Annotated in this window: 13 protein-coding genes; 8 read left to right on the top strand and 5 right to left on the bottom strand. The window is 65.5% G+C overall.

The window, feature by feature from the left end; genetic code table 11:
- Positions 1 to 60: 60 nt before the first annotated feature.
- Positions 61 to 273 carry a hypothetical protein gene (locus tag BHMPCIPO_RS14525; RefSeq protein WP_173517402.1) on the top strand — a complete coding sequence of 71 codons (213 nt, stop codon included), beginning with the start codon at positions 61 to 63 and terminating at the stop codon, positions 271 to 273.
- A gap of 145 nt (positions 274 to 418) precedes the next feature.
- Here the strand turns inward: BHMPCIPO_RS14525 and BHMPCIPO_RS14530 are convergent, their stop codons facing one another.
- A complete protein-coding gene (locus tag BHMPCIPO_RS14530; protein WP_173517403.1) occupies positions 419 to 964 on the bottom strand; it encodes an adenine phosphoribosyltransferase in 546 nt (181 codons plus the stop codon).
- A gap of 195 nt (positions 965 to 1,159) precedes the next feature.
- Between BHMPCIPO_RS14530 and BHMPCIPO_RS14535 the strand changes: the two genes are divergently transcribed.
- Positions 1,160 to 1,345 carry a DUF1059 domain-containing protein gene (locus BHMPCIPO_RS14535; RefSeq protein WP_173517404.1) on the top strand — a complete coding sequence of 62 codons (186 nt, stop codon included), beginning with the start codon at positions 1,160 to 1,162 and terminating at the stop codon, positions 1,343 to 1,345.
- 51 nt (positions 1,346 to 1,396) lie between these two features.
- On the opposite strand, the gene BHMPCIPO_RS14540 is transcribed toward BHMPCIPO_RS14535, so the two are convergent.
- From BHMPCIPO_RS14540 to BHMPCIPO_RS14550, 3 genes are read right to left on the bottom strand one after another with little or no spacing between them, the layout of a single operon-like run.
- Entirely contained in the window at positions 1,397 to 2,656 is a 1,260-nt protein-coding gene (locus BHMPCIPO_RS14540) for a CCA tRNA nucleotidyltransferase (RefSeq protein WP_173517405.1), read from the bottom strand.
- Positions 2,653 to 3,285, bottom strand: coding sequence for a CoA pyrophosphatase (locus tag BHMPCIPO_RS14545; RefSeq protein ID WP_173517406.1), 633 nt, complete (start codon positions 3,283 to 3,285; stop codon positions 2,653 to 2,655). Before BHMPCIPO_RS14545 ends, BHMPCIPO_RS14540 begins: the two co-directional genes overlap by 4 nt.
- Complete coding sequence (locus BHMPCIPO_RS14550; protein WP_173517407.1) at positions 3,282 to 3,905, bottom strand: DUF1285 domain-containing protein; 624 nt, start codon at positions 3,903 to 3,905, stop codon at positions 3,282 to 3,284. Before BHMPCIPO_RS14550 ends, BHMPCIPO_RS14545 begins: the two co-directional genes overlap by 4 nt.
- A 273-nt stretch (positions 3,906 to 4,178) precedes the next feature.
- Between BHMPCIPO_RS14550 and BHMPCIPO_RS14555 the strand changes: the two genes are divergently transcribed.
- From BHMPCIPO_RS14555 to BHMPCIPO_RS14580, 6 genes are all read left to right on the top strand, one after another.
- Complete coding sequence (locus tag BHMPCIPO_RS14555; protein WP_173517408.1) at positions 4,179 to 5,192, top strand: AAA family ATPase; 1,014 nt, start codon at positions 4,179 to 4,181, stop codon at positions 5,190 to 5,192.
- 3 nt (positions 5,193 to 5,195) lie between these two features.
- Positions 5,196 to 6,116 (top strand): DUF58 domain-containing protein, encoded by a 921-nt coding sequence (locus BHMPCIPO_RS14560; protein WP_173517409.1) that lies wholly within the window; start codon positions 5,196 to 5,198, stop codon positions 6,114 to 6,116.
- Entirely contained in the window at positions 6,113 to 8,938 is a 2,826-nt protein-coding gene (locus tag BHMPCIPO_RS14565; RefSeq protein ID WP_173517410.1) for a DUF4159 domain-containing protein, read from the top strand. The genes BHMPCIPO_RS14560 and BHMPCIPO_RS14565 overlap by 4 nt, the downstream gene beginning before the upstream one ends.
- Before the next feature lie 10 nt (positions 8,939 to 8,948).
- A complete protein-coding gene (locus BHMPCIPO_RS14570) occupies positions 8,949 to 11,018 on the top strand; it encodes a hypothetical protein (RefSeq protein WP_173517411.1) in 2,070 nt (689 codons plus the stop codon).
- The gene (locus tag BHMPCIPO_RS14575; protein WP_173517412.1) at positions 11,015 to 11,425 is read left to right on the top strand and encodes a GNAT family N-acetyltransferase; all 411 of its coding nucleotides are present in this window, start codon (positions 11,015 to 11,017) and stop codon (positions 11,423 to 11,425) included. Before BHMPCIPO_RS14570 ends, BHMPCIPO_RS14575 begins: the two co-directional genes overlap by 4 nt.
- Positions 11,426 to 11,498: 73 nt before the next feature.
- Positions 11,499 to 11,921, top strand: a complete 423-nt coding sequence (locus tag BHMPCIPO_RS14580; RefSeq protein ID WP_173517413.1) for a GNAT family N-acetyltransferase — start codon at positions 11,499 to 11,501, stop codon at positions 11,919 to 11,921.
- A gap of 8 nt (positions 11,922 to 11,929) precedes the next feature.
- Here BHMPCIPO_RS14580 and BHMPCIPO_RS14585 read toward each other — a convergent pair whose 3' ends face one another.
- On the bottom strand, positions 11,930 to 12,475 hold the full coding sequence (locus BHMPCIPO_RS14585) for a GNAT family N-acetyltransferase (RefSeq protein WP_173517414.1): 546 nt from the start codon (positions 12,473 to 12,475) through the stop codon (positions 11,930 to 11,932).
- Positions 12,476 to 12,629: the final 154 nt, after the last annotated feature.

Here is a 12,629-nt window from a genome sequence, read left to right on the forward strand (position 1 = left end):
CCGTCGGCCGCGTCTCCGGCGGTCCGAGGGTGATGAACCGCTCGTAGCGGAGGAGCAGCCATGGAAAAAACCCATGTCCGCGAACTGGCGGACGAATATATGCGTCTCGGCGGTCACCGTCGTGTCGTCATAGACGACAACCAGACATCGGTCAGAAGCTGGGAAGAAGAGCCGCCGGAAGCCGAACGCTTCTGGCAGAAGGAAGTGGAAACACTGCCACCGGCAACACAGCGTGAAGTGCAGCTGATGTTGCGGACGATCAATCGGTTCTAGCGCGGAGACGAGAAAGAGGTGCAGCTCTCGCCCGCTCTACGGCGCCGCGCGTCTCGTCACACGCGCGAAGGTCGCCGATTTGCTGCCTCTCTTCGTCCCCAAATCGAGGTCGATCCAAGGCGACATGCAGGAATCGCTGGACTGATCAGTGGCCTTCGAATTCGGTCAGCGTCCGGACATTGACGCCGAGCGCTTCGAGCTTCTTGCGGCCGCCGAGTTCGGGCAGATCGATTACGAAACAGGCCGCTACGATTTCGGCGCCCATCTGCTTCAGAAGCTTGGTAGCGGCTTCCGCCGTGCCGCCGGTAGCGATCAGGTCGTCGACGAGGATCACCTTTTCACCCGGTCGGATCGCATCCTTGTGCATCTCCATCTCGTCGACGCCGTATTCCAGGCTGTAGGCGATGCGCACGGTGTCGTGCGGCAGTTTGCCCTTCTTGCGGATCGGCACGAAACCCGACGAAAGCTGGTGTGCAATGGCGCCACCGAGAATGAAACCGCGCGCCTCGATGCCGGCGATCTTTTCGATCTTCGTACCGGCGTAGGGATGCACCAGCTCGTCGATCGCGCGGCGAAAGGCGCGTGGATTACCGAGCAGCGTGGTGATATCGCGAAACATCACGCCCGGCTTCGGATAATCTGGAATGTTCCGGATGGCGGAGATCAGTTCCGATTGAACGGTGGTGGTCATGGGCAAATGGGCCTTTGCGTCTCTTGTTACCGCAAACCCATAACACCATCAGCACGCTTGTCGATAATGCTTTCTTCTCGCGCGCCCGGCTGGAACAATTTGGCCGCCTCGGGGGTTGATGCTACTCTATTTTGCGCGGTCGCCCGGCTGGCGCACCGCGCTCTCGCATCAAACTCACACAAGGAAGGAAGCACCATGCGCCTGTTTGAATGCGGTTCACTCGTCCCGGGTTGCGAATGGCACACGCGCGCCGACAACGATGCCGAAATCGTGCGCCGCGTCGTGGAGCACATGCGCGAAACGCACGGCGAGACGATCATCCGCGAAAACATGATCGAAAACATCAAGGCCCGGATCACCGACGAATCCAAGGCGGCCTAGCCGTCCTCTAGGCGGGGCAAACCGTCCTCAAGGCGGCGTAAGCCAGTCAGATCAGTCTAGCCGCACCATGGCTTCGAGCCGGGCGACGAGGTTTGCCCGGTCGAGAGTGAAGTTGCGCTCGATCCAGAGGTTTTCGAGTTCGCCGAGGATTTCCCCCACTTTTGGGCCGGCCGGCACGCCGGCCTTCAGCACGTCACCGCCATTCAATGGAAAGCTCGGCCGCTTCCAGGCTTCGGCACGCGCCAGCAGCCGGCGCAGCGCCGCGGTTTCGGACAACAGCGCCGGGTCGCCTTCCGACTTGCGCCGCGCGGTTGCCAACGCCAGCCGCAGTCTTACGACAATCCCCTCGGCGCCATGACGATAGAGCAGCCGGTCGAGCGCCGTATCGGAGGTCGTCGCCGGGACCGCCGGCGCCTTGGCCCAGCGGCCGAAATAGGCGGCCTCGACCTTCGACAGACGCAGACGCTCCGCCATCGCCTCCAGCCGCTCCTCGTCCGGCGGCACGATTGCGGCCAGGCGCAGGAGCGGGCTCGGTGTCCAGCCAAAGGCCCGCTCGGCGGCAACGATGTCCGGGATCGCGTCGATGCCCCATTTCTCCGTTTCCGGCAGAATCTCGGTCAGCACGCCGGCCTGGCGCATCCAGAGCAGCGCGCGGCCGGGATCGGCGGCGGAAAGCAATTTCTTCGTTTCGGCCCAGACCCGTTCGGCCGAAAGCGTTGCAAGCTTCGAACGCGCTCTCGCACAGGCGCGCAAGCCATCGGCATCCGGCCGGCCGCTGCCGTAATGGGCGAAGAACCGGAAGAAACGCAGGATGCGCAGGTAATCCTCGGCGACCCGCTCGGAAGCATCGCCGATGAAACGTACCGTGCCCGTCTTGATATCCGCCAGCCCACCGACGTCATCGAACACCTCGCCGCGATCGTTCGCATAGAGTGCGTTGATGGTGAAATCCCGCCGCTCCGCGTCCGCCTTCCAGTCGGTGCCGAAGGCGACTTCCGCGCGGCGCCCATCGGTCGCAACGTCGCGGCGGAGCGTCGTGACTTCAAAGGGCGTTCCGTCGATGACGAGCGTCACCGTGCCATGATCGATGCCGGTCGGCACCACCTTGATGCCTGCCGCCTTCGCCCGCTCGGACACGTCTTCCGGACTCCAGGTGGTCGCCATGTCGATGTCGCCGGCCGGCAGGCCCATCAGACTGTTGCGCACGGCGCCGCCGACGACCCGGACCTCGCCGCCCTCGACGTTCAGGACCTCGAAGACGCGGCGGAGAGAGGGCGATGAGAACCAGCCTTCGCCGGCAACGGAAGTCATGCGTAAAGCCTTTCATAGAGCATGCGGAGAATGCCGGCGGTGATACCCCAGATGTTGTAGTCGCCATAGGGCATTCGGTAGAAATGCCGTTCCTCGCCCTGCCAATGCCCGCGCCCGCGGGCGTGATTGCTCGGGTTCATCAGGAAGGACAGCGGCACCTCGAAGACGCTTTCGACTTCGTCCGGATTGGCTGTCAGTTCGAAGCCGGGTTTCACCACCGCCAGCACCGGGGTAATGCGAAACCCGGACATCGCCATGTAATGCGGCAGCCGGCCGATGGTTTCGACGAAGCGCGGATCGAGACCGATCTCCTCCTGCGCTTCGCGCAGCGCCGCCACCTCGACGGACCGGTCCTCGGGATCGACAGCGCCGCCGGGGAAAGCCACCTGGCCGGAATGCTTGCGAAGGCTGGTGGTACGCTGGGTCAGGATGACGCTCGCATCGTCGCCATCGTCGACAACCGGCACGAGGACGGCGGCGTCCTTCAGATGCAGCGTCTCCAGATAAGGCACCATGCCGGGATTGAGCAGGAAGTCGCCATGGTCGCGCCAGGCGGTTTCCACCGGCCCGCCCATCTGGGTCAGCGCGCGTCGACGGAACTCGTCAGCGGAGAAGAGACGCCGGTTCATCGGGAAAGCGCTTCCAGCTCGGCCGCCGGCATGATCGGGAAGACGGCGCCGGCGGAGCGCACGCAGAACATCTCGGCGCCGTCGACTTCAAGCGTCTCGCCGAGTTCGACGATGTCATACATCACCGGCCGGGAGACCAGCGCCTCCAGGCGCCCGCGCACATGCAGATATGGCTTCAACTCCCGGTTCTCGCCGTGGATGACGAAGCGCAGCGGATGCTCCGGCCCGGCTTCGACCACGTCGCCGACATTGGTGCGGAAGGTCAGAACTTGGCCCGCCTCTCCATGCGTGACGCTCATCTCGACAGCGACGAAGGGGGCATCGACGATGCGGATGCCGACCTTTTCCACAGGTGTCACGAGATAGGTGCGCCCGTCCTCGTCCTTGCGCAGAACGGTGGAGAACAGTCTGACCAGGGGCTGCCGGCCGATCGGCGTGCCCAGATAGAACCAGGTGCCGTCGGCGCGAATCTCCATGTCGATGTCGCCGCAGAACGGCGGATTCCAACGATCCACCGGCGGCAGGCCGCGCGCCTTTTCGCCGGTCTGCCCGGCGGCACGCGCAATCAGTGCCGCCAGTCCGGCGGCATCGCCGGTTTGCTGAATTTCGGCTTCTGCCATTGTTCCGTCCCGTTTGACCCCGATTTTTGCATCGAGACCTTTGATATCTCACGAGATAGTGCGTCGGCGCCGACTTGTCAGCCGTCCGGCAGGGTCTAAATTGGAATTTGGCAACTGAAATCCCGGCTGCTGCATAATTCCGTAAATCGGAATCGATTTAAGGACAAAATTATGCAGCAGCTCAAAATGTTACAGCGACCTTTGCGCGTCTTATAAAGACGCGCGGCGCTGTAGGCGATTCGGTTTAACAACGGGCGACCGGGGAGTACGACCATGACTGTGATGAAAGGCGCGGCCGACGCGATCGACGAGAAGGCGATTGTCGCCGCAGCCGAAAGCGCACTCGGAGAAATCGCCCGGGTGCGTGCGGAAGTCGGCAAGGTCATCTTCGGCCAGGAAAGCGTCGTCGAGCAGACCCTGCTCGCCGTTCTCTCCGGCGGCCATGCCCTGCTCGTCGGCGTTCCCGGTCTTGCCAAGACGAAGCTCGTCGCCACGCTCGGCACGGTGCTCGGCCTTGATTCCAGCCGCGTGCAGTTCACGCCCGACCTGATGCCTTCCGACATCCTCGGCTCCGAAGTGATGGACCAGGATGCGGCCGGCCATCGCTCGTTCCGCTTCATTCCCGGCCCGATCTTCACGCAGTTGCTGATGGCCGACGAGATCAACCGCGCCTCGCCGCGGACGCAATCGGCACTGCTGCAGGCAATGCAGGAGTACCACATCACCGTTGCAGGCGCGCGCAAGGACCTGCCCCAGCCCTTCCACGTGCTCGCCACCCAGAACCCCCTGGAGCAGGAAGGTACCTATCCCCTGCCCGAGGCGCAGCTCGACCGCTTCCTGATGCAGGTGGACGTCGGCTATCCGGAGCTTTCCGCCGAGCGGCAGATCCTGCTCGAGACCACCGGCGTCGGCGAAGCGGCCGCCCACCCGGTCATCGACGCCGCGCGGCTTCAGCAGATCCAGGGCCTCATCCGTCAGATGCCGGTCGGCGAAAAGGTGGTCGATGCGATCCTGTCGCTGGTGCGCTCTGCCCGTCCGGGCAACGGCAACGCCGCGACCGACAAGAACGTCGCCTGGGGTCCCGGCCCGCGCGCCGGCCAGGCGCTGATGCTCTGCGCCCGCGCTCGCGCGCTCTATGACGGCCGCCTGGCGCCGTCGATCGACGACATCCTGGCGCTCGCCGAACCCGTGCTTCAGCACCGCATGGCGCTGACCTTCGCTGCCCGCGCCGAAGGCATGACCGTGCGCGACGTCATCGCCGACCTGGTGAAACAGGCCAGGGGCTAAGGCATGGCCACCGTCGGGCACATAGTCTCGCGTACTCCCGCTGGTGAAGTGCTTTCGCGCGCCCAACAGCGCGCCATGCTCGTTCCCGATTGCCTGGTCGAAGCGCGGCGGATCGCCAATACGGTGATTTCCGGCTGGCATGGCCGGCGCAAGCGCGGCATCGGCGAGAACTTCTGGCAGTTCCGGCCCTATAGCGACGGCGAGAGCATGTCGCGCATCGACTGGCGCCGCTCGGCCCGCGACGATCACACCTATGTCCGCGACCGCGAATGGGAGGCCGCGCATACCATATGGCTGTGGGCGGATCTTTCCCCGTCGATGATGTACAAGTCGAATCTCGGCGCCGTCTCCAAGGAAAGCCGCGCGCTCGTGCTGATGCTGGCGCTCGCGGAAATCCTCGCGCGCTCCGGCGAACGCATCGGTTGCCCCGGCATCATGGAACCGATCTCGGCGCGCAACGCCGCCGAACGGCTGGCGACCGCGATCATGCTGAGCCCGCTGGCCGAAGGCCTCCCCGATACCGGGATGATCCGCAACGCCAGCGATCTCGTGCTGATCGGCGATTTTCTCGATCCGGCGGAAAAGATCATGGATCGCCTCGGCCCGCTGGCACGGCGCGGGCTGCGCGGCCATGTGGTCGAGATCGCCGACCCGGCCGAAGAGGTATTCCCCTATAGCGGCCGCACCGAATTCACCGACCCGGAGACCGGCGAGAAACTGACGGCTGGCCGTGCCGAAGCGCTGCGCGAGGATTATCAGCGCGCCTATGTCAGCCGCCGCGACGGCCTGGGCGCGACGCTCCGCCATCTCGGCTGGACCTTCATCCCGCACAGAACCGACCGGCCCGCATCGGAGGCGCTCGTCGCCGTGCACACCTACCTCTCCGGCATGCCGGGACGCGCGACACATGGGGGCCAGCTATGAGCGGCTTGCCCTTCCTGTTCACCAACCCCGCCATCCTCGCCGCCCTAGTCGCCCTACCCGTCATATGGTGGCTGCTGCGCATGACGCCGCCAAGGCCCGCGGCCGAAGTCTTCCCGCCGCTGCGCATCCTGGCCTCCGTGATGAAGCGCGAGGAAACCCCGGCGCAAAGCCCCTGGTGGCTGACGCTGCTGCGCATGCTGATGGCCGCCGCGGTGATCCTGGCGATCGCCGACCCGGTGTTCAACCCGCGACAGAACACGCTTTCCTCCGCTGGTCCGCTCGCCCTCGTCATCGACAACAGCTGGGCGACGGTCTCCGATTGGGATCGGCGGGTCGAGACCGCCAATGCGCTCATCGACGATGCGGAAGCGAAGGATCTGCCGGTTTCGATCGTCTTCACGACCGACCGGCAGCACGACGCGACTCCGGCCTCGGCCACCACTGCGCGCGATCGTCTCGCCGCGGCGCAGCCGCAACCGCTGCCGGCCATGCGCGACCCCGCGCTCGCTGCCATGAAAGCCGCCCTTTCGAGCTCGCCGCCTGGCACGCTTGCCTTCCTCAGTGACGGGATCGAGACCGGGGACGGCCAGACGATGCGGCAAGTGGCGGAGATCGGCGCGGCCAACGTTCGCCGGATCGAAGGCAATGCGGAAAGCGCCATCGCGCTGACGTCCACGACCAACGAAAACGAAGGCATGCGGGTCACGGCATCGCGGCTGCCGCTTGGCGAGCCACGGGCCTATTACGTCTTTGCCCGTGACGCGCGCGGCACCGCCATTGCCGAAGGCGAACTCCGCTTCGGTGCAGGCGCCACGACGGCGAACGCTCTTCTGAGGGCGCCCTTCGAGCTGCGCAACGACTTCGCACGCCTGACGATCGAGGGCCAGGCGACGGCGGGCGGCATCCACCTGCTCGACGACGGCAATCGCCGCCGTCGCGTGGCGTTGCTGAGCGGCGAGGTTCACCAGTCGCAGCCGCTGCTCTCGCCGCTCTACTACATCAAGCGGGCGCTCGAACCGCATGCCGACCTGGTCGAGCCGCGAGAGGAAGCGATCGGCAAGGCGATTGCCGAACTTCTCGCTCAAAATCCCTCGATTCTTGTCGTGGCCGACGTCGGCCGGCTACCGGACGAAAGCTATCCGCTGGTGACGCGCTGGCTGGAGAACGGCGGCATGCTCGTTCGCTTTGCCGGCCCGAGACTGGCCGGTGCGCCTGCCGATGACCCGCTGGTCCCCGTCGTGCTGAGGCAAGGCGAACGCTCCCTCGATGGCGCGCTCTCCTGGTCAGAGCCGCAGCCGCTTGCCGACTACCCGTCTTCCAGCCCCTTTGCCGGTCTCGAGCATCCGCGCGATGTGCTTGTCAAACGCCAGGTGCTGGCACAGCCGACACCAGACCTCGCCGAACGGACCTGGGCCAACCTCGCCGATGGCACGCCGCTGGTCACGACAGCCGAACGCGGACGCGGCCGCATCGTGCTCTTCCACGTGAGCGCAGACCCGGGCTGGTCGAACCTGCCGATTTCAGGCTCCTTCGTCGACATGCTGCGGCGGTCCATCCAGCTTTCCCGTGCCGGCGGCATCGCCGGCGACCAGACGAGCAAGTCCGAGACCCTGCCGCCCTATCGCCTGGTGAACGCCCGGGGCGAACTGACCGCCGAGACCGGCAGTGCCCGGCCGCTGGAGATCGCCCCCGGCATTGCCCCGACCGTTTCCGCAGACACACCGCCCGGCCTCTACGGCTCGGAAGAGGGCTTCGTTGCCAACAATCTTCTTCCCGACGGCGGCAGCCTCGCTCCGATCAGAGGCAACCTCGTCAGCGAACGCGCGGAGGGGCTGGAAGGCGCGCGCCCCTTCTCTATCCGCCCGTATCTCTTCGGGCTGGCGCTGATGCTCTTCCTCATCGACACGCTGATCGTACTTTACATGGCCGGCGGCTTTGCAGGATTGCGCGGCCGCGGAAGCCGTGGCGCCGCCACCGCAGCGGTGCTCGCCACGCTCGGACTCGCAACGCTTGGCTTTGCGGGGCTGGCGCCCACCATCGCGCAGGCGCAGGATAACCAGCCGAGCGACGAGCAGACATTGCAGCGCCTCGACACGACCCACCTCGCCTATGTCATCACCGGCGAGGCCGAGGTCGACCGACTGTCGGAACAGGGCCTCGTCGGCCTGAGCAACTACCTGACCTATCGCACGGCTCTCGAACCGGGCGCGCCTGTCGGCATCGACCTCGAACAGGACGAGCTGGCCTTCTACCCGATCATCTACTGGCCGGTATCCGCCACGGCGCCGATGCCGAGCAGCCGAGTGATGAGCAGGATCGACGCCTATATGCGCAACGGCGGGACCGTTCTCTTCGACACGCGCGACCAGTTCTCCTCGCTCACGCCGTCGGCGGCAGGCGACAGCCCCAACGTGCAGCGCCTGCAGGAGATGCTGAACGGTCTCGACATTCCGCCGCTGGAACCGGTGCCCACCGACCACGTCCTGACGAAGGCCTTCTACCTGCTTTCGAATTTTCCCGGCCGCTACACCGAGAGCCAGTTGTGGGTGGAATCCGCGCCCAACGGCGCCGAGGAACAGAGCAACCGACCGGTGCGCGGCGGTGACGGCGTCACGCCGATCATGATCACCGGCAACGATTTCGCCGGCGCCTGGGCCGTGGACGCCAACGGCGCGCCGCTTCTGCCGACGGTTCCGCCGGACGAAATGCAGCGCGAATATGCCTATCGGGCAGGCGTCAACATCATGATGTATATGCTGACCGGCAACTACAAGTCCGATCAGGTTCATGTGCCGGACCTCCTCCAGAGGCTTGGGCAGTGAGGGCCGATCGATGACCTATGGTTTTGCTCCGTTGCTTCCGCTGATGTTCTTCGTGCCGCTTCTGGTCGTCGCGGCCCTGTTCATCGGCTATGGCCTGTGGCGAAAGATACGCGGCGTCTGGCTGCGCGCCCTCGCCTTGGCCGCGCTCGCCCTGGCGATCGCCAACCCTTCCATCTTCGTCGAGCTGCGTGATCCGCTATCGACGATCGTCGCTGTTGTCGTCGACCGCAGCCAGAGCCAGCAGAATGGCGACCGCACCGCGCAGACCGATCGCGCGGTCGAAGGCCTGAAGGCGCGGCTGGCGGCGATACCGCTGATCGAGCCCCGTATCATCGAGGCCAGGTCCGATCCGGCGAGCGTCTCGCCGGCGACCAATCTCTTCTCCTCCCTCGCGACTGCGCTCGCCGACGTTCCGCCGGCGCGCATCGGCGGCGCCATCTTCGTGACCGACGGCCAGATCCACGACGTGCCCGACGTCGGCCGCAAGCTGGGTTTCGACGCCCCGATTCACAGCCTGATCACCGGCAAGCCTGATGAATTCGACCGGCGCGTCGAGCTCATCAACCCGCCGCGCTTCGGCATCGTCGGCGAAGAGCAGAAGCTTTCGTTCCGGGTCGTCGACGACGGCGCCGCACCCGGCGGGACGGCGGAAGTGAGCATCCGCCTCAACGGCAATGAAATCGCCCGGGAAAGGGCCGAGCCGGGCACCGACGTTCCCTTCAGCTTCAAAGTGCCGCGCGGCGGCAACAACGTGCTTGAATTTGCGGTGGACGCGGTTCCCGGCGAAGTGACCACGGCCAACAACCGCGCGGTGCACGTGCTCGACGGCATTCGCGAAAACCTTCGCGTGCTGCTTGTTTCCGGCGAACCGCATGCCGGTGAGCGCGCCTGGCGCAACCTGCTGAAATCCGACGCGGCGGTCGATCTGGTGCACTTCACCATTCTGCGTCCGCAGGAAAAGCAGGACGGCACGCCAATCAACGAGCTGTCGCTGATCGCCTTCCCGACGCGCGAGCTGTTCGTCGACAAGATCAACGAGTTCGACCTGATCATCCTCGACCGCTATCAGCATCGCGGCCTGCTGCCGATCCTCTACTACGACAACATCGCGCAATATGTGGAGAACGGCGGCGCGCTTCTGATTGCCGCCGGACCGGAACATGCCGGCGACGATTCGATCGCCGCAACACCGCTCTCGGCCGTGCTTCCGGCCGCGCCCACGGGCGTCATGAACGACAAGGCCTTCTTCCCCCGCCTGTCGGCGGAAGGGAAGAAACATCCGGTCACCCGCGGCCTTGAAGGCTCCGACAGCGAGCCGCCGCACTGGGGCCGCTGGTTCCGCACGGTCGATGTCAACAGGCCGCAGGGCAATACGGTGATGGAAGCGGCCGACGGCAAGCCGCTGCTCGTGCTCAACCGCGTCGGCAAGGGCCGCGTCGCCATGCTCCTCTCCGACCAGGGCTGGCTCTGGGCCCGCGGCTTCGAAGGCGGCGGCCCGCACGTCTCGCTCTATCGCCGCACCGCCCATTGGCTGATGCAGGAGCCGTCGCTCGAGGAAGAAGCCTTGACGGCACGCGCCCGGGGCCGGACGCTGGAAATCACCCGCCAGACGATCGATGGCGATCCCGGTCCCGTTTCTCTCGTTTCCCCGTCGGGCAAAAAGCAGGACGTGAAGCTGACCGAGCGTCAGCCGGGCCTCTATTCGGCAGAACTCGCCACGACCGAGACCGGCCTGTTCGAGATGACCAATGGCGAACTCACGGCCCTTGCCCATGTCGGCGATCCCAATGCGCCGGAGTTCAAGGCGGCGATTTCGACCGAGGACAAGCTGCGCCCCTGGGCGGAGAAGACCAAGGGGCTGGTGCGGCGTCTCGCAAGCGCCGATGGCCCGCTTGACCTGCCGACGGTGCTGCCGGTCAGGGGCTCGATAAGGTCGGCAGACGATCAGCGCCTCTCCATCCGCATGACCGACGAAACCGTATTGAAGGGCATCAATTCGCTGCCGCTGTTCACCGGACTTCTCGGGCTTGCGGCCCTGCTCTTCCTGATCTCCGCCACCTGGTATCGCGAGGGACGATGACCGATCGGACCATTGTCGTCAGCGACCTTCGCGACGCACCGCATTTCTTCGGTACGGTGGCCGACCGTATCTGGCGCTCCTGGTGGGAGCCTCGGGGCTTCCCGCTGAGCCATATCACCGGCCTGCTCGAGGAGAGCCTCGCCGATGGCGCAGAATCCCTTTGCCTGGTGGCGCACGCCGGAGATCGCTTCGTCGGCACCGCCTCGGTGATTGCCTCGGACCTTGAGGAGCGGCCGAACCTCACCCCTTGGGTGGCGGCCGTCTGGGTCGACCCGCCGTTCCGTGGGCTCGGCATCGGCGGCGATATCGTGCTGAAAGCCGCCTGTGCGGCGCTCGATACCGGGGCCGGCGCCGTTCATCTCTGCGCCCTTCCCGGCAAGCGGGCCTTCTACGAGCGCCTCGGCTGACGACTCGATGAGAAGGACGTGGGCGCGGATCGCCTCGAAGTCTTCAGCATGCACCGCACATAAGAGGTCTGCGATGTTCGAGGTAACGGAAGCGCCCTCGCCCGAGGCGCTGGAAACGATCGGCAATGGCCTGACGGCCTTCAATGCCGCCAATGTCGGCCCGTCGGAGCGGCGACCGCTCGCCGTTCTGATCGGCGGTCCCGATGCCAAGGGGCAACGTGGTGGCCTGAACGGTTACACCGGCTGGGGGTGGCTCTTCGTGCAATGGCTGTGGCTGCCGGAGGATCTGCGCGGCCAAGGCCTCGCCGGCAAGCTGCTCCAGGCAGCGGAGGACGAGGCTCGAAGCCGCGGCTGCCACAGCGCCTGGATCGATACCTTCAATCCGCAAGCCCGGCGCGCTTACGAACGCCAGGGCTACCGGGCCTTCGGTGAACTGCCTGACTTCCCCATCGGCCGCACCCGGGTTTTCCTGAAGAAATCGCTCGCCGCCGGATAGCGTCAGCGTCAGACCGCAAGCGGCAGATCGAGCGCCACGGCCGGCACAACCGCATCGTCCCGCCAGCCGATGACGCCAGCAAGGCCGGCATGCACGTCGTCTGCCATCGGCACGACGAGCACCCGCACGGGATCGACCGGTCCCGGAAACTCGAGGGCGCCGTAGCGGACCTTTTCGAAGCCGAGCGGCTGGTAATAAGGCGGATCACCGACGAGGATCACCGCCTGCGACCCCTTCCGCCGTGCCGCTTCGACGGCGATGCGCACCAGTTCCCGGCCGATGCCCCGGTTCTTGTGCGATGGCCGCACCGCGAGCGGCCCGAGCAGATGACCTTTGACCGAACCGGCCATGACCGGCGTCATCCTGACCGAGGCGATCGTCTCGCCGTTGTCGGCGCAGATGAAGGACAGCGCCCGATCATGCGGTCCCTGCTCGCGAATCCGTGCGGCCGCCCGGGCGAACCGGCCGGGGCCGAAGGCTTCTTCGTTGATGATTTCGATGGCTGCGTCATGAGACGCGTCTTCGGTCAGGTAGACGAGATCGTGCTTTTTCATGGGAACGGGAACCAGAATGCGGACAGACATAGGGATGGCTTCGCCCGAAATAGGGCGTTGGCAGCATCAGCGTCGTCGCAGGTTTCCCGAGAACATCATCAGTGCGGTATCTTCCAACACGAAAAAAGTCGTGAGATCGCCGATATCAGAAAAA

It is taken from the genome of Ensifer sesbaniae, assembly GCF_013283665.1.
GTDB lineage: Bacteria > Pseudomonadota > Alphaproteobacteria > Rhizobiales > Rhizobiaceae > Ensifer > Ensifer sesbaniae.